We start from the raw sequence: 18,499 nt of genomic DNA on the forward strand, positions 1-18,499 counted from the left end.
CCCCCCAGCCCCGGAGCCCCCCTGTATGGCCGCCGAATCATCGAATAGCGACGCGCAAGAGCTCGAGGCCCTCCCCGAGGCCGGCCTGCTGGGCGACGAGGGCGGCCTCGGGGCCGACCCTACCCAGGGCTTCCGGGCCCTCGAGGACGCCACCCCGCCGCGTGAGCCTGGCCCGCCCGGGCCCGAACCTGAGCCCGAAAACCCGCCCAGGCCCGACTACTCCCAGCTCGAGCCCTACTCCTCCCAGGAGATCCTGCAGGCGGCCGGGCTCGCCGTGCTGGGGGTGGCCAGCCTGCTCAAGGCGGGCCCCGCCAGCGAGGCCGAGGTGCGGGCCTTCCACAAGCGCTTCGAGTGGGTGCAGTACCCCATCGTGCAGACCACCCTCTACCTCGACGCCCTGCGGGTGGGCGAGGCGCTGCGGGACCAGTTCGGCCTGGCCAAGGGCCGCCTGCCCGGGCTCGACCGCGGGGGCGACACCCCGCCCTGGGTGCGCCTCCTCGCCGCCGGCGTGGGGCTGGGGATGGCCGGCTTCGGCGCGCTGGGGGCCATGCGGGCCGAGCGGGAGAGCAAGGCTAAGCGGGAGAGTACGAATGCTTAAGGCCGTGCAGAGGCCGGTGACCCTGGTGGGCGGTCTCGAAGTGCCCACCTGGGCGCTAGGCCTGGCCGCTCTGGGTGCGCTGGCGGCGCTGGCGATGCCTCAAAGTCCCCTAGCCCTACCCATTGTGAGGTGCAGAGTGAAACCGAGCGGAAAGTACTTCTGGCCCATGAACCCCATCAAGCGGGATAGGCTTACAGGAAAGCGCATCGCTGACGTGTACTTCGCTGATCCCGACTATCCTCGTAAGCTTGGACTCCACACCGGGATTGACCTTAACGGTCCTGAGGGCGGCGACACCGACCTTGGGCAGCCCGTGCACGCCCTGACCGATGGCGAGGTGGTGTTTGCTGGGCCTGCCGGGCCGAATGACCGGAGCTGGGGCAACCTGGTGGTGATCTGGCACCCCGGCCCCGCAGTCTGGACCCGCAGCGCCCACCTGCGCGACGTGCTGGTGAGGGTGGGTCAGTGCGTGGCCGCAGGCCAGCAGATCGGCACTGTGGGCAAAGGGTGGAACGGTATCCATCCAGCACACCTGCACTTCGACATCATCGTGAAGAAGCCCGCGGGCTGGGACGACTGGCCCATGCACGACAGAAAGCGGCTCGAGGAAACGTACTACGACCCCTGGAAATTCCTCACCGAGAAGGTCAAACCCATTGACCCCCCGGAGTGGAAGAAGGAGCGGTAGGCCGTGCTACATGCGCTTGGCGTCGAAGTAAACCTCGATACGCCCATAGAACTCCGCCGCGACATGCAAAACCTCGAAGCGGCCATAGTTCACCACCGGCATGGGCACCCTGAAGGGGCCGCTCTGCGAGTCGTGCCAAATCTGCTTGTAGGTGGCCCCACACATGCGGTCCCAGGGCTCGGGGATGTCCTGGAACTTGCCGCCGATGGTCACGCCAATGCAGCGCACCCCGATAATCGGCCCCAACTCGCGCCGCTCACCCTGGATGACGTAGTACTTGGGCTGCTTGGGCAGCATCAGGGTCATGGTGGCGTTGTTGGATGCAGAGTTCATGAAGATCTTTGCCGGAAACGGCTTTCCTGGGATGCTGAAAAGCCCGAGGAATTCCACCTTTACATCTGGCTGGGCCATAACCAGCCCCACCAGCAACAGAAGCACGCAGAGCATCTTTTTCATGGTGGCGACACCTCAAAGGCAGAAACGGTAGGCCCTGCTGATGATGGTTCGTTGATGAAACTTGAGCAGTGTAACCCCATAACAACCCTTGCTCAGAACGTTACTGGGAGCGGTGAACCAGACCCGACCCTGGCTAACCCCGGCGAACGTTGCCCAGTTCATGCCATAGCTGTAGGGCTCAGCGCCATCCTCCCAGTACACCCAAAAGTCGTTGCTGCCCGTGCTGACATGCATGGCCGCCAGGCTCGAGGCGCTCTCTCCCCAGGGAACGCCGAGCCGCCACCCGGAGCCGGCCTTTTGCACCAGCACCTTACCGGGATACGGGGCCTTAGAGATCACGGGGAACCCCGATTCATAGACGGAAAACCCCGCCAACACCGGGGCCAGCGAAAAGACCCCCACCGCGCAGAGGAGCCAAAGCCTTTTCATGCCCCCAGCCTACGCCTGAGGGAGCTTTTGCAGATGTGTAACGGTCACAAGTAACGGAGGTAATGACGTGGAGAAGATCGTGCAGTTCAGCAAAGAAAACGCATTCGTACTGGCTGCATTGTTGGTGGGGGCGCACAGTGCCGGCAAGTCGGCCATGAACCTCAAGAACGGTGAGGGCTGCCGCCGGTGCGAGACAGCGGGGGTGGTGCTGGGCGCCGGCCTGGCCCTGTGGGCCGGGGTGGAGCTGGTGAGGGGGTGGCGCGCGTGATGGCGGCCGGACAGGGCGTGTTCTTGCCCGGCCTGGGCGTGATGCCTATAGACCCTGACCGGCTCCAGCAGGCCGTGGAGCGCGAGCTGCTGGCCACGGTGCCCGAGCTCACGCCCGAGGCGGCGGGGGAGTACGTGGGTGCCGGCCTGGCCGCGCTGATGGCCGGGGAGCAGTCCGGGCAGGCCCAGGCGGTGCAGGCCGCCCTGCAGCGGGCCCTCGAGGCCCTGGCCCGGGAGGAGGTCGGGGCCACCGGCTCGCCCGAGCTGGGCCCCGGCGCCGGGAGCCCGCCGGACGACCCCTCCGGCGGGCCGGGGGAGCGCCCGGGCCCGGTGCCGGGCTGGGCCGACCACCAGGACCAGCCCGACCCCTACGCCTCCTTCACCGACTCCGAGGTGGACATGTACAGGCTGGGCCGCCACGACGGCGAGGCCCACGGCGAGCACTGGGGCCGGCGCGAGGGTCTGCGCCTGGGCCTGCTGCTGGGCTTTAGCTGCGGGCTGGGCGTGGCCGCGCTGGGCCTGGTGTGGCTGGTGCGCTCGAGCCGCCTCCTGTGGCTGCCTGAGGGCCACGCAAGCGGGGGTGCGGCATGAGGTTGGCCGCAGCACTGCCGCTGCTCATCCCCCCGCTAGAAATGCCCCTGGGAGGCCCAGGGAGGGGGAAGGGGCGGCGGAAGCATCGGGTGGGGTATACCCGGCACATCCTCACCCGGGCCGAGATCCGGGCCCGGCGCAAGCTCGAGCGCCGGCGCCGCCGCCTGGGCCGCAGGTTTGCCCGGAGGTAGCGGGTGGCCGGCGGGCAGACCCTGCGGCTGCTGACCGTAGGAAAGAGCGGAAGCGGCAAGAGCACGCTGAACAAAGACATCCTGCGGGCCCTGCGGGGCCGCTACCGCCACCTGGTGATCTGCAACATCAAGCGCGAGCTCTCGGAGTTCGTGCCGCCCTGGGCCCGCTTCGTGGTGAGCGACGGGGAGCGGGTGGACGAGGAGAAGCTGTACCGGTTCATCAAGCGCTACCGCCGGGTGTTCTTCCAGGTCATCGACCCCAAGCCCCAGGCCTTCATGGACAAGCTGGGCCGGGCCGTCATGCGCCTGCGCCACGTCCACGTGGTGGTGGACGAGGCGCACAACCTGCTCGAGCACGGCAAGGAGGGCCGGGGCTTCCTGATGGCCATCACCGGGGGGCGGGAGCAGGGGATCTCCTTCCAGTTCATCACCCAGAGCGTGATGGCCGGCGCCGGCGGCCTCTCCAAGGTGGTGCAGCGGCAGTGCACCCACTTCATCACCTTCCGCCTCACCGACGTCGCCGAGGTCAAGCGCATCCTCGAGATGTTCGGGGAGCTGGGCGAGGGGGTGGCCCGGCTCGCCCGATACAACCCCCAGGAGGGCGACCCCCACCCCAGCGAGTACGCGGTGAAGCACATGGACGCCTCGAGGGCCGAGGTGGTGCGCCGCGACCCGGCCGACCCCGCGCGGCTGCGGGCCTACCGGCTGGGGTCCTGAGCACGCCGGCGTTTGGAGGCAGAGGAGCTCATGCCCCCACAGTAGCAGAAGTGCCCTGAATTCCGGGCGGGGGAGCTGGCAGCTTCCGCCGTCCGGTACCGCCGCCCGTCCCCGCCGTCGGCGCCGGCCTTTATGCCTGCCGCCCCCTTCGCCCAGCGTGGGAGCCGGGAGGTACAGCGTGAACGAAAACCAGAGGCGAGGCCTGGAGATGCCCAGCGGCAACCTCCTCGCGGTCTTCCAAGACCCGAGGGTGGTGAGCTGCGCGGTGGGCGTCCTGGGCGCGAACATGCTGCGCAAGGCGGCCTTCAAGAGCCAGCGCAGCCTTTTTGGCGTGGCCCAGGAGCTAAAGGGCCGGGGTCTGGTCTACCTGGCGGTGGACAAAGACGGCAACATCATCAAGGACGCCCAGGGCAACCCCGTGGAAGTGCCCAACGCCTGGCAAAACCGTCTCCTGCTCAACCTGGGCATGGTGCTCTTGGGCACCGTGCTGATCGGCAACTCGAAGGAAGTCACCGTGGACTACTTGGGGCTGGGGTTGGCCTCGAGCGGTTTCGCGAACGTCGTGATGACCCTGGGCAAGTTCGACTGAGGCCGAGCCTGCCCGCCTCAAACCCTGTTAGGAGCGTGAAAAATGCAAACCCGCACCCGTAAGATCATCCTCACCAGCGAGGAAGTGACCCGCTACACCCCCCGCGGCAATGGCCTGGACAAGCTCTTGGAGATCGAGACCCCCCGCGGCACCGTCTACACCTTCACCAACCCCAGCGCGATCATCCTCAAGCTTTACGACGCCAACGGCGACGAGGTGCCCTACAACACCGAGATCCTGGTGTTCAAGCGCCGCAACGGCGAAGACTTCGGCACCTTCCTGGGCAAGTTCCCCTACCAGAACTACTACGGCCTCAGCGAGGGCGACCAGCGCAACATCAAGTACATCCACCAGATCACCCAGATGCTCGGGGCCTCCGACGTGGGCGCCATCCGCAACCCCGCCGAGCACACCCTCGAGTTCTGGGTGGACTCCCCGGTGGCCGTGGACCTGAGCCGGGCCGGCACCCGCTTCGAGATCACCGCCATCGAGCAGAACTGACCCCGCGCGACGGGACGGGGGCCCCGGCCTGCCCACCGGGCCGGGGCCCCCGGCGAAGAAAGGAGCGAGCATGAACCTGTTCGACCGTGTGAAGCAGATCGGCGGCAAGGCCCAGCGCGGCCTCGCCATCTTCCGCGACGTGCCCGCCGTGGCGCCGGCTCAGCCGGCCCAGCCGGCCGCGCCCGCGCCCGTGGCCCAGCGCCTCGAGGCCTGGCGCCCCACCCGCATCGACCGCAAGGACTTCGACCCCGGCCAGGCGTTCCAGGCCGGCGAGTGGTTCAAGCTGGCCGAGTTCGAGGTGCCCAGCGAGACGATCTGGAAGATCCTGGCGGGCGCGCCCTTCTTCATGTACCTCAGGGCCTTCAAGGCCCGCGCGGGGGCCAACGCCGCCGAGCAGGCCCGCACCATCACCCTGCCGGGGCTGGTGCAGACCCCCCAGGCCAAGCCCGCGCTGGGCACCGAGGCCAGCAAGTACCACCCCGAGGTGACGGTGTGGGCTAGGGTGGGCGGGGTCTGGCGGCGCTGCCGGATCAACAGCGTCACCTACGCCGCAGGCCTCGAGGCCTGCGAGTACGTCGAGCCGGCCAACGCCACCGACGTCGAGGTCTACTACGTGCACGGGGACGGGGAGCTCCGGGTCCGCGCCTTCCGTAAGCTGGGCAACTCCGACACCAGCGCCGTGAGCCTGTTCAACCTGGGAATTTCCGCGCTCCACACCGTGGACCAGCGCGACGGCGAGACCAGCCACAAGTGGCCGCGCGAGGTGTCGCTGACCGACGACTTCACGCTCTCGCTCGAGGTGAAGTCGGGCCTCGAGCACCGCTTCGTCGCGGGCCGCGACGACATGGTGGTGTCCATCCCGGCCTACTCGGCCCAGGTGGCCACCCTCGACCCTATGCGTAAGGCCCAGCTCGCCGAGATCGACGTGCGCGGGGGGATCTGATGTCCAAGCTGCTCGAGCTGGACTACGACCCCGACCAGTTCAGCGACGCCAACACCTACGGGTACGGCAGCGCGGTCGGCCCCACGTCGTCGAGCGGGGCCGGCGTGGGGGGCGGTCTGGGCTTCAGTGTGGGCGGGGCCCTGGCCCTGCCCTATCAGCCGATCCCGGCCGGCCCCACGCCCCCCACGCCCACCTACGGCAACCCCACCGGCTCGCCGGCCTTCAGCTATGAGGGTATGTCGATCCTTTACCAGCTCGGCCAGGCCCTCCAGCCCTGGGCACCCCTGCTGGACCGGCAGACCCTCACCGTCGGGGGCCAAGTGTCGCTCGGCAACCAGGGCCAGGAGGGCCAAATTGCCGTGACGCCCGCACCGGCCCAGGGGGGCGGTGTGCCCGCGTGGGTGTGGATCCTGGGCGGCCTGGGCGTGGCCGGTCTGGTGCTGGTGTTGGCCCGGAAGGAGTAGGACCGTGGATCCGCTGACCGGCGCCATCGTGAGCACGGCGGGCAACCTGTTAGGGGGAATCGTCCAGGGCGTCACCGGCTACCAGATCGCCCAGACCCAGGCCGGCGTGGCCCGGGAGCAGATCGCCGCCCAGGAACGCGCCGCCCGCGAGCTCGAGGAGACCCGGCGCCGCCAGCTCGAGGCCAGCGTGCAGCTCGGCGGCATCAACGCCGGGGTTGCCCGGGACCGTGCCTATTTCGGATCCCAGACCTGGCGGGGGGCCCTGTTCTACGGCAACCAGACCGCCCGCACCCTGGGCCTGGTGGCCCTGGGCGTGGTGGGCCTGGGCGCCCTGGCCTACGCCCTCAAGGAGGCCAAGTGAAGCCCATAGCCGTGATCCTGGGGCTGGCGGGGGTGGGCGCCGCGGCCGGCGCGGCCGTGCTGGTGGCCCGGTCCAAGGCGCCGGCCGAGGAGAAGCTGGAGGGGGTGGCGGCGGCCATCCCCACCCACACCGGCGCGCCCCAGCAGAACGCCACCAAGCTGCAATTGCTGGCGGCCTACGAGTCGGACCTGCGCAAGGCCCAGAGCCGCCTCGAGCTGGCCGAGGCCAAGCTGCGGGAAATCGAGGCCGCCGGCAACGCGCCGTGCAACGCCTACGCCACGAGCCCGCGCTGGGAGTACCGCTGCAACGGCTTCCCCATCTGCTCCATAAACGAGTGGTGGGAGCTGGTGGGGGAAACCCGCGACGGCACGGCCGCCGAACAGTGCCGGGCCTACGTGAAGGGCCTGGGCACCATCCCGGCCTCGAGGACGCTCGAGAAGAAGGGCGACGGGGGCACGAGGTACGCCGCCATGCGGGAGGCCGTGGCGGCCGGATACCGCCAGGCCACCGACCTGAGGGCCCAGCACCAGCAGGCCCGGGCCGAGCGCGACGCCGCCCGGGCCGAGGTGGCCGAGACCCAGAAGAAGATCGCGGACCTGAACGCGCAGGGGGTGTTCTGATGGACCTTTTCACGCCCGCCCTGCTGCCCAAGCTCCTCGAGGCCGGCGCCGGCCTGCTGGCGCTGGTGTTCCTGCTGTGGTTCGTCCAGAAGCTCGTGTTCGGGGACCTGGCGGCCATCCGCGGGGCCCTCGTGGAGCTGGTGGAGGTCCAGCGGGACCTGGTTAACGAGCTGCGCGAGCTGCGGGGGGCCCCGCCCCTGCGGCCGCGCCTGGTGCGCGAGACCCGGCGCACGCGCCGGGGCGTGGGGGTGGCGAATGCGACTGACTGACAACCAACGGACGGCCGCGCTGGTGCTGCTGGCCGGGGCGCTGGGCCTGGCGGGGTACCTCTACCTGGGCCGCAGGCCCGAGCCCGAGCCCGAGCCCGCGTTCAGCGTGGGGGCCGGCCGCGACTGGCTGGCCCCCCTGGACCCGACCCCGCCCGGCAGCTTCGGCGTGGGGAGCGGCCGCGACTGGCTGGCGCCGCCCGACCCGACCCCTCCCGAGGGGTTCAGCGTCGGCGGCCGCCTGCTGCCCAGGTACCCGCGTTACTGACGCGGTTTCAGACGTGAGGTGAACGTGAAATCGACCTATGTTCTTATTGGCGGGCTGGTGGCCGTGGCCGGGGTGGGCGGCCTGGTGGCCTGGCGCATGAGCCAGAAGGCCTCGAGCGCCCCCAAGCCCGGCCCCGCGCCGCAGCAGGGCAAGATCGAGATCCACCCCGTCGAGCGGGGCGGGCAGGCCCTTGAGCCCGCCGGGCCCGCGCCGGCCGTGACGCCGGTGATCAAGCTGGACCCGGTGGAGACCCGGGGGGGCGAGGCGCTGAAGATCGAGGGGGGCGTGAGGCCCGTCCCGAGCGAGCTGACGGGCAGCCCCGCGCCGGTGCCCGAGAACACCGCCGTTGACTCGGCCGCGCCGTTCTGGCGCGTGGGCGGCCTGCTGCCCATGCCGGTGCTCAAGGCCGACCCGCAGGCCGCGCAGATGATGGACACCGCCAACCGCCTGCTGTTCGGGGTTCGCGTGGCCGAGGCCGCCGGGAGCCCGACCCTGGTCAAGCACGTGCTGGGGGTGCGCTGATGTTCGGCGCGATCGTCACCCGCGCGCTGTTCGTGCTGGTGGCCGTGCTGGTGCTGGCGGCCGGCCTGCTGGTGGACCTGAGCCCGGCCTACGCCGCCGGCGGGGCCCTGGACTGGCGCGAGCTGGTGCCCGGCCAGGGCGAGGCCCTGCTGTGGCTGGTGCAGGCCCTCCTCGTGGTGGGCCTGGTGCGCCTGGCCGGCGAGGCCCTGGCCGGCCTGGCGGGCCTGGTGCCCGGGGTGGGCCCGGTGCTGGCGGCCGCCCTGCGGCTGTTCGCCGGCAGCTACGAGCGGTGGCTGGCCCAGAAGGTGCCGGCCCTGGCCGACGTGGCCGTGCAGCGTTCCGAGGAGGCCCTGAAGGGCGCCGGCGGGCCCGCCAAGCTGGGGGCCGCCGTGGCCCAGCTCCAGCGCTCGGCGCCCGGGCTCAGCCCCGGGCAGGCCCGGGCCCAGGTCGAGGCCGCCTTGACCCGCCTGCGCGGGGCCGGCCTCGAGCAGAAAGCCAGCGGGGGGAAGTGATGGAGAACAGCGCCAGCCTCAACCCTAAAACCGAGATCGGCCGCGGGATGCTCAACGGCTTCGGCGCCATCCTGGCCTACGCGGTGGTGTTCGGGGTGCTCCTGTTGCTGCTCCCGGACCCCGCTGAGCCCCAGGTTCCGGGGGGGTGTGGATGCTCGAGCAAATAGCCCAACGCCTGTTAGGGGGTGGCGACGTGGGGAAGCTCCTGGGCCCGGCCCTGGGCCAGCTCGCGGCCGCCGTGTGCGGGATTCGCGACGAGCTGAGCCAGGTGCGCCAAGGCCTCGAGGACGTGAAGGCCTCGCTGGGCTACGAGTACGGCCGGGCCAACCCCAAGCTTCCCCCCTTCGACCCCTACCGGCTGCCTAAACGCTGGCTACTCGAGGCCCCCGCCGGCGAGACTGCCGAGCCGGCCCGTGTTAAGGCGGCGCTGAGCAGCCCGGCCCGCCGGGGCTTCGTCGAGAACCTGGGCGAGAACCCGGCCTTGGTGACCCTGTTCCTCGAGCCTGGCGACGGCTACGGGGAGCAGCGCATGACGCTCGAACTCCTGCCCGGCCGGGTGTACGACATCACCCACGCGGTGGACCGGGTGGAGGTCGCGGCCACCGCCGCGGGCGAGGTCCGGGTGCAGGTGCTGGCCCAATGAGCATGTTCGACGTGTACGCCCAGGCCTGGGCGCGGCTCACCCAGGCCCAGCGCCTGAGCCTGCTCGGCGGCAGCCCGGTCGTGGTCAAGGGGCGGTTCACCGACCCCGACACGGGCGCCGCCTACGGACGGGTGGTTTTCCCGCCCGAGTACGCGGTCTACTTGTGGTCAGGCGACCCGCTGGGGCCCTACTTCCGGCGCGTGTGGCGGGTGGAGGTCTACGGCTACTACGACTCCTGGTGGACGATCCAGTCCTGGCTCATCGACCGCAGGACCGTGCCCTGGATCGACTGCGGCCGGAACCCGGGGACCGCCGGGCACTGGGCCCGGGTGGGGGCGAACAACTGGGGCCAGGTGCTGCGCGCCGGGATCGACGAGCGGCTGGCCCAGTACCCCGGCACGCTGTTCTACACCCTCAGCCACAGCCACAACGCCTTCTTCAACACCCACACCTTCGCCGCCGACGGGTACGAGGCCCTGCCCTGCGCCGGGGCGCCCGAAGAGCTGGCCGAGCTCCCGCCGCCCCCGCTCGTCCCCAGGACGTGCCCCAGCCTGGACGCGCCCGCTTGGAACCCGGGCCCCGGGCAGTCGGGGTGGTGGCCGCCGTGCCTCAACCCCAGCGAGCCCACCGCGGAGGGGGCCAGCCAGCCGCCGCAGGCGGTCGAGGCGGCCGCCGGCGGGGTGCTGGTGCTGGGCTCCCGCCGCGGCCTGCGGCGCGGCATGAGGGGGGGCGAGGATGGGAGGATCTCCCGTGGCTAGAGGAATTCCCCCCTGGGCCCTGGCCCTGGCCGGCTTGGCCCTGGTGGCCTCGGCTGGCATAGGCGCAAGCGCTTCGAGCGTCCCCCGCCCCTCGCCGACCCCCAAGCCCAGCCCCGGTGACGGCAGTGGGGGCTCGGGCAACGGCGGGGGCTCGGGGGACCCGTTGGAGAAGCCAGACCTGCTCGAGCGCCTCATCGCCCGGATCAACGAGGCCAACCGCGAGCTGCTGCGGGTGTACCCCTGCCGCTCCACCCCTTGCATGGACGAGGTGGTGGCCCGGGCCATCCTGGGGGCCTCCAAGCAGACCGGCGTGCCCCTGCCGGTGCTGGCGGCCACCGTGCGGCGGGAGTCGAGCTTCTGGCCCACCGGCGACCCCAAGCGGTGGCCGGCCTGGAACTACGACTACCTGGTAAGCCGTTTTGAGGACCAGCGCATCAAGAACGAGGGCTGCCCCTCGCCCTGGCCCATGCAGCTCGTCACCAACCCCCCGCGCATGTACGGCCTGGCCATCGGGCCCATGCAGGTCAAGCCCGCGGCCTTCTGCGACGTGGGCCTGCGGGCCAACAAGCTGCTCGAGCTGAGGTACGACCAGGGCATCTACTACGCCGTGCTGGCGGGCGCGAAGTACCTGGCCATGCTGCGGCAACGTTTCCCCGGGATCGGCTGGCGGGGGTGGCTGTACGGCTACAAGGAAGGCCCCGGGGCCCTCAAGGCGGCTATGGAGTCGGGCCAGTGGCGCCAGGACATCCTCAGCGGTTACTGCGACCGCATCTTAACCTGGGCCGCCGGGTACCCCGAGCTGGCGTAGGATTGGGCCGCGCCGGGTGGTCTGCCCGCGCTGCCCCACTGCACACCCCCCGGCCGAAACCGGGGGGTGGGGCGTTCTAACAGGCTGCGATCAAGGCAGCTTTGGCTTAACTCGCCAGATGTCCGCTGTTTGCCACTCACCGACGGTAGCAGCCTGGGCAATGGAGGACGTAAACCACCCCACGGCTAAAGCCGGGGGCTTCCGGGGACAGAACCATGCAGACTCACACGGCTCGCTTCCCCCAGGTACGGGCGGTTTACATCGCCCCAGCGGGTTTGACCCCGCTGCGAAATAGGTTGCGTCGCAGGCAAAAAGCCGTTGCTCCCAAGGGAGTGCCCTATAGCCTCAGCAACCATGAGGGCAGTTTACATCATCACGGCTTGTCGGGCATCCAGCGCTCTTCGAGCGCCACCCCCTTCCTCCCCATGCCTGAAGGCAGGGGCTTCCGGGGGTGGTCTCGGTGAAGTACACATAACCATCAAGTCTTGTGAGTTTTGCACCCCCCCCTTTTGCAAGCCCCCGCGTTCTGTTATTCCCGTACACGCCCAGCTCGGGGTGCCGGCACCGGCACCCCGGGGGCCCGCGCAGCCCCGCCGCCCGCCGCGGCGGGCTCAAGGGTCACGAAACCCGTGCAGGACGCGAGGGCGCGCGAGAGGGGTCTGAGCCCGTCCCGCGATCGAGAAGGTGAGGGGTTCTGTTATTCGCGTAGAAGGGCCGACACCGGCCCCGAAGCCGGGCGCCCGGGCCTTGCGGAAACGGTACTTTGTGCATTCCGCAAGGCCGGGCGTCGGGCACGGGCTTCCGGCGTTGCGAAAACCCCCCGCATAATGGGGCCATGACCTACGGCTACGCGCGGGTGAGCACCAAGGACCAGGACCCCTCCGCCCAGGTGGCCGCCCTCGAGGCCGCCGGCTGCCATGAGGTCGTCACCGAGCACGCCTCGAGCCGGCTGTGGGAGCGCCCGCTGCTGCAGGGCCTGCTCGGGCGCCTCCAGCCGGGCGATACCCTCACCGTCTGGCGCCTCGACCGCCTGGTGGGCCCGGTGGAGCACCTGGAGCGGGCGGTGCAGCTCCTCGAGGCCAGGGGCTGCACCCTGCGCAGCCTGAACGAGCACATCGACACCTCCAACGCGGTGGGGCGGATGTTCGTGCAGTTCATGGGGGTGCTCAACGAGTACCGGCTGAACTACATGCGCGAGAACACCCTGCTGGGCCTGGAGCAGGCCCGGGCCCAGGGCCGCCGGCTGGGGCGCCGCCCCAAGCTGTCCGAGCCGCAGCAGCGGGCGGCGCTGGAGATGGTGGCCGCCGGGAGGTCCCGGGCCGAGGTGGCCCGGCTGTTCGGGGTGGACGCGGCCACCGTGGCCCGCCTGGTGCGGCGCTACAGGCACAGCGAGTAGTCGAGCTCCACCGGCCGGCCCAGGATCTCCTCGAGGGCCTGCTTGGGGGTGCGCCAGCCCAGCGCCTGGTGCTCGCGCTCCTCGTTCCAGTAGCGGCAGCGCTCGGGCACCTGCCTAACGGCCTCTTCCGTCCAGCGGTCGCCCTGCTGTTCGGAGCGGAAGCGCTCCTGAAGGATCTCGTAGAACTCCTCCCGGTCGGCGCGGTGGGAGCGCTCCACCCGGCCATTCAAGTGCGGCTTGCCAACGAATATCCTGTGTTCCTTGCCGCCATACTCGAGGGCCTGGGTGAACAGGCTCTTGTTGAAAACCCAAGGGGTCGCAGCGCTGGAGAACTCCGAGCCCCCGTCGGTGGACCATATCAGCGTGGTGAAGGGGAAGAACCGGAAACACCGGCTCAGGAAGTCGAGGCTGTTGAAGATGCTCATGCCATTGTAGACCCGGATGAAGCGCAGCCGGGTATGGGCTTCGATGGCGGTGTACTGCACCGGGCCGGCCAGCCCGGACAGGTAGAGTGTGTCGCACTGGATGTAGCCGAAGGGGAGCTCCATCTTGCGTGGCTCGAGCCGCGGCTTGCGCTTGCGGGGCTTGGCCAGCTTTAGGCGGTGGATGGCGCGGTAGATGGTGGAGATCGGGGCGTGGACCCCCCGCTTGGCCATCTCGCGCCGCAGCCGCACCCCCTTGAACCTGGGGAACAGCTCCGCCACCAGGGCCTCCACGTCGGCCCGGGCCCGGGTGGTGCGGGGCCCGGGGCGGCTGTTCATGAGGGCGTGGAACGAACGCCGCCCGCCCACCCAGCGCCGATACCACTTGCGCACGGTCTTTTCGGAGACCCCGTACTTCCGGGCCACGGCGCGGAAACTTTCCCCACCGGCGACGGCACGGCAGAACGTGTGCCGCTGCCTCATGACGAGGCGGTGTGCTACCCTGTCTGTGGGCACTAGGAGTTCTCCTTGCCCAGAATCTCGCCCACCTTTCGCAGAGGAGCCGGGCGAGATTTCTTTTTTACCTCTCGGCGTGCGCCCTGGCGGGGGTGACGGTGTATGAGGGCGTCGGGATGAAGGCGTAGATTTTCCATCCTGGGGCAACAAAACCATAGGGGCGAAGCTTACAGGTAGCTGGTCGTTGTGCAAAGTTGCTTGCTTGCCGTAGATACCCTGTGGTACTCAATTAACAGGCGCCACTGCGACCGAGTTACCGGGAAAATACATTGCAGCTCAGGGTTCTAGATTCCCGATAAGTCGTCCGCAGTGGACCCAGAAAGGGCTCCTCTGCGATGCGAAAAAACCAGCAAACGTCAGCACCTAGGGCACGACCCACCGGCGAACACGTCCTGTCCTGAAAATTCCAGCCCTCTCGAGCCGTTGCGTCCGCAGCCCGGCTTCATGGAATTCCCTATCAGGAAGCGATCGACCATCGACCTCGTTAGCCATCATGAGTGCTTCCCCGGCTCGAACTCCGCCTCGAGCACCCTGCTGAACTCCTGCCGCACCCGCCGGGCTGCGTCCGGGTGGCCCGCCTGCTGGTGCCAGCAGATGAGCCGCCGGTAGGCCTCTTCGGCCAGGGGATCGCGCTCGATCACCCGCTCCAAGAGGGCGATGGCGGCCTCGAGGCTCCCCCGCCCGGCTTCCTGCTCGGCCAAGTCCTCCAGGGCTTGCAGGTAGCGGTTCTCCAGGTGCTGGCGCTCGAGCTGGGCCCAGTCCACCCCGGGCAGGAGCTCGCCCTGGTACAGGGCGACGGCCTCGGCCAGGCGACCCTGGCGCAGCCTCTCGCTGAAGGCCTCCACGTCGGTCCAGACCGGGTAGGGGGGGTCGAAGCAGTAGCCCCCGCCGTAGGTGAGGACTATGCCCGAGCCCAGGGCCCGGCGCAGTTGCCAGACGAGGGTTTGCAGCGTCGGGCGCATGTCCTCGCTCGAGTCCGGCCACAGGGCCTGCGCGATCTGCTCGGGGCTCACGGTGGCCCCCCGGCGCAGGGCCAGGTAAGCCAGGAGCCTCAGCGCCAGCGGCCTCAGGCCGGACGGCTGGCCCCCCGGAGCCCTGAGCTCGAGGCCCCCCAGCATGCGCAACTCCAACCCCGCCGCCAGCGTCGAGGCGCTGAGGGAAGAGGCCTCGGCCCCCAGCCGGACCGCCAGCAGGTCTTCCTCTTCCCGCAGCAGGTGGTCGAAGCCCTGGTCCTCGATGAGTTCCAAAGCCTTCTGCCTCAGCGCGGGGTCCTGGCCCCTGGAGGCCGCGTAGAGCAGGGCCTGGGCCTGGTAGTAGAGGTTGGGCCCCTTCAGGACCCCGGCCAGCGCCGGGTCCAGGGCCTGGGCGTCGCCTTCCAGCATCGCCCGGTGAACCCGCACCAGCCCCACGAAGGCCGGGTCGCCCGAGGCGGCGAAGCGGAGGGACTGTTCGGCGGCCCGCCGGGCAGCAGCCATTTCCCCCCGGCGGCGGTGCAGCACGGCAAGGCCGTGATAGGCGTGGAGCAGGCCGGCGGAAGCCTGGAGGGCCTCCAGCGCGGCCAGGGCCTGGCGGTAGTGCTCCACCGACCCCTCGCCGACGTCGCGGAGGGTATCGGCGCTCTCCCGGGCGATGAGGGCCAGGAGGTGGGTCAGGCCCACGCGCTCGGCCAGCCGGCGGGCCTGGGCGAGGGCCCCCTGGGCGCGGCGGTGCATCCCGGCCTGGTTCAGGGCAATAGCCAGGTTGTACAGCACCACCGCCTCCCCCCGCAGGTTGCCCAGCCGCCGCTGCATCAAAGCGGCCTGCTCCAGCCCCTCGGCGGCCGACCGGGGGCGACCTCGAGACAGGTGCAGCAGGGCTAGCTGCCCCAGCACGCTGGCGTAGCCGGGCTGGTGCGGCTTGAAGCCCTCCAGGGCCTGGTTCAGCGTGGCCTCGGCCTCCTCCAGCCGTCCCAGCCGCAGGTAGGCCGCGCCCAGCAGGTGGCGCACGATGCCCAGGGTGAGGGGCTGGCGGGGCTGGGCGGCGAGGGCGGCCTCGAGGGTGGCTACCTCCTCGCTCCAGCGGCCCTGAGCCTGGTGCACCCCCGCCACCACCACCAGGGCCAGGGCCCGCAGGTCGGGATCGCCGGCCTGGGCGGCGCGGGTGGCCTTGGAGAGGGCGATGGCGTAGTTGCCGGAGCCCCAGGCGATGTAGGCCTCGATGCGAAGGAACTCCGGGCGCTCGCGGTAGTCCTCGGGGAAGCGCTGGAGGCAGGTTTCCAGCGTGGCGGCCTGGCCTTCGCGGTAAACCCTGTCGGCGGCCTGGGACAAGCAGGCGAGGGCCAGCTCCCAGTCCTGGGCCTCCAGGGCGTGCGGCGCGGCCCGGAAGGGCTGGAAGGCCTGCAGCAGCACCCGGGCGGCGCGGGCCTCGAGCTCCCGGCGCTCTTTGGGGGTCTCGTCCAGCTTGGAGAGCAGGAAGTCGCGGAAGAGCGCCGGGTAGCGGTAGCCCTGGCCCACCCTGGCGGGCGGGCAGAGCGGCACTCCCGCCGCCTGCATCGCCCGCAGGCCGCGGGCCGAGCCGCTGCGGCCCAGCACGGCGTCGCACTCCTGGGGGAAAAGCTCCTCCAGCACCGCCGTCCGAAGCAGGAAGCGGCGCTGGGCGGGCGTGAGCGCCGGCCAGACCTCGGCCTCGAGGTAGCCCGAGAGGGGGGGCAAGCGGCCCGCGATCTGATCCGCCGTCCCGCCCCGCTCGAGGGCCTGCGCCATCAACCGCAGCGCCAGGGGCCAGCCCTCGCTGCGCTGCATGACCTGCTCCAGGTGCTCCCCGGCATGGCGGCCCAGGAGGGCCGCGGCCTCGTCCGGGTCGAAGGCCAGGTCCTCGGCCTCCAGGAGGGTGGCCCGGCCCTCCGCCAGCCAGCGGGGGATGGGCAGGCTTGGCTCGGCCCGCGCGAGCAGGAGCAGGCGGGCCCCCGGCTCGAGGGCCTCGAGCAAGGCGATGAGGGCCCGGTCCAACCCGGCGTCGCCAGGCCGGTAGTTCTCGAACACCACGTCCCCCGACCCGCCGGGTAGAACGTCCCCTGGCTCGAGCCAGCGCACGCCGGAACGCTGCGCTGCCCACTGCGCGGCCAGCACGGTTTTGCCGTAGCCGGCGGCTGCCCGCAGCAGCACCAGCGGGCCCTGAGCCTGGTCGATGGCCCTGATCAGGCGCGGCCTGGGGATGGCCCAGGCCCAACCCTGCCCATTGGACGACATACCCCAAGTCTAGCCGCGTTGAGCGCTTGTTGAGGGCAGGGTGGCAGGGTAGGAGGCGGGGGAATAGCCATGCGAAGACTCGTGAAAGCCGTGGCCGGCCTCGGGCTCGCCCTGCTGCTGGCCCTCCTCCCGGTGGCCTGTAGTGGCCCCCAGCCGGGCGGGCAGGGCGGGGTTTGGGACCAGTCGAACTGGGATGGCGCCAACTGGCAGTAGGAGTGAGGGGGGATTATGCGCGGTGGAAACCTGAAACACTTCGTGCTCGGAGCAGCCCTGGCCGCCTCGGGGCTTTACGTGGTGGCGGTGAGCCTTCCCCACACCTTCGCCCCGGGAACGCCCATCAAGGCCAGCGAGGTCAACGCCAACTTCGGCGCCCTGAAGACCGCGGCGGACGCGCTGGAGAGCGGCAAGCAAACCCGCGTGAACGGCACCTGCGCGGCAGGTTCGGCGATCCGGGCCGTCAACGCCGATGGCAGCGTGACCTGCGAGGCGGTGAGCGGCGGCGGGGACGCGGGTTGGAAGCTCACGGGCAACGCAGGGACCAACCCCGCCAGCAATTTCCTGGGCACCGCCGATAACCAGCCCCTGGTGTTCAGGACGAACAACGTGGAACGGCTGCGGGTGGACACGGGGGGCAACGTGGGCATCGGCACGGCCAGCCCCGGCGCCAAAGCCACCGTCGCGGTGAGCGAGGGGAGCCCGGCCCTGCGGCTGCTGTCCGGCTCGAACGCCTTTCTCGACGTCAAGCCGGTCGGGGGCACGCAAACCGTACTGGAGACGGTCAACAACCGCGACCTGGTCTTCTCGGTGGGCACGGGCAACGTCCAGGTGTTGCGGGGGGTCACCAGCGTCCCCGCGACCTTGGCCGGGCTGGAGGCCTACAACTTCACCGCCGCCGGCGAAGCCGCGCTCTTACGCACCGACAGCGCGGCCAATGCCAACGCGGTCTTGAAGCTGATCAAGCACAAGGACTCGAGCGGGAACTTCCTCGAGTGCGAGGCCCAGGGGCAAGCGCGGAAGTGCCACATCAATAAGGACGGCACCTTCGTGGCCGGCTCGGACTTCGCCGAAGCGCTGCCCGCCCTGGGCGACAAGGCCGATTTCAGCCCCGGAGACGTGCTGGTACTGAGCACGCAGACCCCAGGCCGGGTCGAGCGCTCCAGCCGCCCTAACGACCCCCGCGTGGCCGGGGTGTACTCCACCCGGCCGGGCATCCTGGGCGCGGAGAAAGGAGACGGCATCACCCGCGTGGACGCCAGCGACGTGCCGGTAGCCATCGTGGGCATCGTGCCCACCAAGGCCAGCGCCGAGAACGGCCCCATCGAGGTCGGCGACATGCTCACGACCTCGAGCACCCCCGGCCACGCCATGAAAGCCTCCCCGGTGCGGGTGAGCGGCGTCGCGGTCTATCCCGGCGGCATCCTCATCGGCAAGGCCCTCGAGCCCCTGAGGGAGGGAACGGGCCTGATCCGGGTGCTGGTGACGTTGCGGTAAGGCTCCGTGGTGGGTCGGCTATGGGAAGCTCGAGCCGGCCCGCCGTGGTGCTCTCTGCCACCGTGGAAACTCGCCCAAGAGACTGGGATGCCGAACTACAGAGCGTAAACCACCCCACGGCTAAAGCCCTTGTCATTACCCACATCTCAACCCTGTATGGTTCGAGACGATGGAACTGCATCCCGAGGATCCGGTTCAATGGGCCAGCCTGCATTTCGCGGAGGCCGAGCTGGGCGACGCACGGCGGGTAAAACG

Annotated in this window: 26 protein-coding genes; 22 read left to right on the top strand and 4 right to left on the bottom strand. The window is 70.2% G+C overall.

Annotated elements, in window-relative coordinates; genetic code table 11:
- The first annotated feature begins 25 nt into the window (after positions 1-25).
- Both Mterra_RS09505 and Mterra_RS09510 read left to right on the top strand, forming a co-directional pair.
- The gene (locus Mterra_RS09505; protein WP_119314986.1) at positions 26-598 is read left to right on the top strand and encodes a hypothetical protein; all 573 of its coding nucleotides are present in this window, start codon (positions 26-28) and stop codon (positions 596-598) included.
- Between the two features lie 136 nt (positions 599-734).
- The gene (locus tag Mterra_RS09510) at positions 735-1,286 is read left to right on the top strand and encodes a M23 family metallopeptidase (RefSeq protein ID WP_218022916.1); all 552 of its coding nucleotides are present in this window, start codon (positions 735-737) and stop codon (positions 1,284-1,286) included.
- 6 nt (positions 1,287-1,292) lie between these two features.
- Here the strand turns inward: Mterra_RS09510 and Mterra_RS09515 are convergent, their stop codons facing one another.
- Positions 1,293-1,742, bottom strand: a complete 450-nt coding sequence (locus tag Mterra_RS09515; protein ID WP_147372646.1) for a hypothetical protein — start codon at positions 1,740-1,742, stop codon at positions 1,293-1,295.
- 12 nt (positions 1,743-1,754) lie between these two features.
- Positions 1,755-2,171 (bottom strand): hypothetical protein, encoded by a 417-nt coding sequence (locus Mterra_RS09520; protein ID WP_119314988.1) that lies wholly within the window; start codon positions 2,169-2,171, stop codon positions 1,755-1,757.
- A gap of 67 nt (positions 2,172-2,238) precedes the next feature.
- Here Mterra_RS09520 and Mterra_RS09525 point away from each other — a divergent pair, with 67 nt between their 5' ends.
- From Mterra_RS09525 to Mterra_RS09605, 18 genes are all read left to right on the top strand, one after another.
- On the top strand, positions 2,239-2,439 hold the full coding sequence (locus tag Mterra_RS09525) for a hypothetical protein (protein ID WP_119314989.1): 201 nt from the start codon (positions 2,239-2,241) through the stop codon (positions 2,437-2,439).
- Entirely contained in the window at positions 2,439-3,029 is a 591-nt protein-coding gene (locus tag Mterra_RS09530; RefSeq protein ID WP_147372648.1) for a hypothetical protein, read from the top strand. Before Mterra_RS09525 ends, Mterra_RS09530 begins: the two co-directional genes overlap by 1 nt.
- A 194-nt stretch (positions 3,030-3,223) precedes the next feature.
- On the top strand, positions 3,224-3,937 hold the full coding sequence (locus tag Mterra_RS09535) for a type IV secretory system conjugative DNA transfer family protein (RefSeq protein WP_119314991.1): 714 nt from the start codon (positions 3,224-3,226) through the stop codon (positions 3,935-3,937).
- Positions 3,938-4,115: 178 nt separating this feature from the next.
- Positions 4,116-4,526, top strand: coding sequence for a hypothetical protein (locus Mterra_RS09540; protein WP_245971584.1), 411 nt, complete (start codon positions 4,116-4,118; stop codon positions 4,524-4,526).
- A 42-nt stretch (positions 4,527-4,568) separates the two neighbouring features.
- Positions 4,569-5,027: a hypothetical protein gene (locus Mterra_RS09545; protein ID WP_119314993.1), complete on the top strand. Its 459-nt coding sequence runs from the start codon at positions 4,569-4,571 to the stop codon at positions 5,025-5,027.
- Between the two features lie 70 nt (positions 5,028-5,097).
- A complete protein-coding gene (locus Mterra_RS09550) occupies positions 5,098-5,970 on the top strand; it encodes a hypothetical protein (protein WP_119314994.1) in 873 nt (290 codons plus the stop codon).
- Entirely contained in the window at positions 5,970-6,434 is a 465-nt protein-coding gene (locus tag Mterra_RS09555) for a hypothetical protein (protein ID WP_119314995.1), read from the top strand. The genes Mterra_RS09550 and Mterra_RS09555 overlap by 1 nt, the downstream gene beginning before the upstream one ends.
- A gap of 4 nt (positions 6,435-6,438) precedes the next feature.
- Entirely contained in the window at positions 6,439-6,795 is a 357-nt protein-coding gene (locus tag Mterra_RS09560) for a hypothetical protein (RefSeq protein ID WP_119314996.1), read from the top strand.
- A complete protein-coding gene (locus Mterra_RS09565; RefSeq protein WP_119314997.1) occupies positions 6,792-7,415 on the top strand; it encodes a hypothetical protein in 624 nt (207 codons plus the stop codon). Before Mterra_RS09560 ends, Mterra_RS09565 begins: the two co-directional genes overlap by 4 nt.
- Complete coding sequence (locus Mterra_RS09570) at positions 7,415-7,684, top strand: hypothetical protein (protein WP_119314998.1); 270 nt, start codon at positions 7,415-7,417, stop codon at positions 7,682-7,684. Before Mterra_RS09565 ends, Mterra_RS09570 begins: the two co-directional genes overlap by 1 nt.
- Positions 7,671-7,949, top strand: coding sequence for a hypothetical protein (locus Mterra_RS09575; RefSeq protein ID WP_147372650.1), 279 nt, complete (start codon positions 7,671-7,673; stop codon positions 7,947-7,949). Before Mterra_RS09570 ends, Mterra_RS09575 begins: the two co-directional genes overlap by 14 nt.
- Before the next feature lie 24 nt (positions 7,950-7,973).
- A complete protein-coding gene (locus Mterra_RS09580) occupies positions 7,974-8,471 on the top strand; it encodes a hypothetical protein (protein ID WP_147372652.1) in 498 nt (165 codons plus the stop codon).
- The gene (locus tag Mterra_RS09585; protein WP_119315001.1) at positions 8,471-8,983 is read left to right on the top strand and encodes a hypothetical protein; all 513 of its coding nucleotides are present in this window, start codon (positions 8,471-8,473) and stop codon (positions 8,981-8,983) included. The genes Mterra_RS09580 and Mterra_RS09585 overlap by 1 nt, the downstream gene beginning before the upstream one ends.
- Positions 8,983-9,150 carry a hypothetical protein gene (locus Mterra_RS22285; protein ID WP_170159619.1) on the top strand — a complete coding sequence of 56 codons (168 nt, stop codon included), beginning with the start codon at positions 8,983-8,985 and terminating at the stop codon, positions 9,148-9,150. The genes Mterra_RS09585 and Mterra_RS22285 overlap by 1 nt, the downstream gene beginning before the upstream one ends.
- Positions 9,151-9,176: 26 nt before the next feature.
- Positions 9,177-9,626: a hypothetical protein gene (locus Mterra_RS09590; protein WP_119315002.1), complete on the top strand. Its 450-nt coding sequence runs from the start codon at positions 9,177-9,179 to the stop codon at positions 9,624-9,626.
- Positions 9,623-10,384, top strand: a complete 762-nt coding sequence (locus Mterra_RS09595) for a hypothetical protein (protein WP_119315003.1) — start codon at positions 9,623-9,625, stop codon at positions 10,382-10,384. The genes Mterra_RS09590 and Mterra_RS09595 overlap by 4 nt, the downstream gene beginning before the upstream one ends.
- 163 nt (positions 10,385-10,547) lie before the next feature.
- Positions 10,548-11,192, top strand: a complete 645-nt coding sequence (locus tag Mterra_RS09600) for a transglycosylase SLT domain-containing protein (protein WP_119315004.1) — start codon at positions 10,548-10,550, stop codon at positions 11,190-11,192.
- An 835-nt stretch (positions 11,193-12,027) separates the two neighbouring features.
- Positions 12,028-12,588: a recombinase family protein gene (locus tag Mterra_RS09605; protein WP_119315005.1), complete on the top strand. Its 561-nt coding sequence runs from the start codon at positions 12,028-12,030 to the stop codon at positions 12,586-12,588.
- Here Mterra_RS09605 and Mterra_RS09610 read toward each other — a convergent pair.
- On the bottom strand, positions 12,570-13,493 hold the full coding sequence (locus Mterra_RS09610) for an integrase core domain-containing protein (RefSeq protein ID WP_170159620.1): 924 nt from the start codon (positions 13,491-13,493) through the stop codon (positions 12,570-12,572). The two genes, Mterra_RS09605 and Mterra_RS09610, sit on opposite strands and share 19 nt — an antisense overlap.
- 524 nt (positions 13,494-14,017) lie before the next feature.
- Complete coding sequence (locus tag Mterra_RS09615) at positions 14,018-16,753, bottom strand: AfsR/SARP family transcriptional regulator (protein ID WP_119315007.1); 2,736 nt, start codon at positions 16,751-16,753, stop codon at positions 14,018-14,020.
- Positions 16,754-16,822: 69 nt separating this feature from the next.
- On the opposite strand from Mterra_RS09615, the gene Mterra_RS22290 reads away from it, so the two are divergent.
- Positions 16,823-16,966 (top strand): hypothetical protein, encoded by a 144-nt coding sequence (locus Mterra_RS22290; protein ID WP_170159621.1) that lies wholly within the window; start codon positions 16,823-16,825, stop codon positions 16,964-16,966.
- A gap of 15 nt (positions 16,967-16,981) precedes the next feature.
- Positions 16,982-18,244: a hypothetical protein gene (locus Mterra_RS09620; protein ID WP_119315008.1), complete on the top strand. Its 1,263-nt coding sequence runs from the start codon at positions 16,982-16,984 to the stop codon at positions 18,242-18,244.
- Positions 18,245-18,499 lie beyond the last annotated feature (255 nt).

It is taken from the genome of Calidithermus terrae, assembly GCF_003574345.1.
In the GTDB taxonomy this organism is placed as follows: domain Bacteria; phylum Deinococcota; class Deinococci; order Deinococcales; family Thermaceae; genus Calidithermus; species Calidithermus chliarophilus.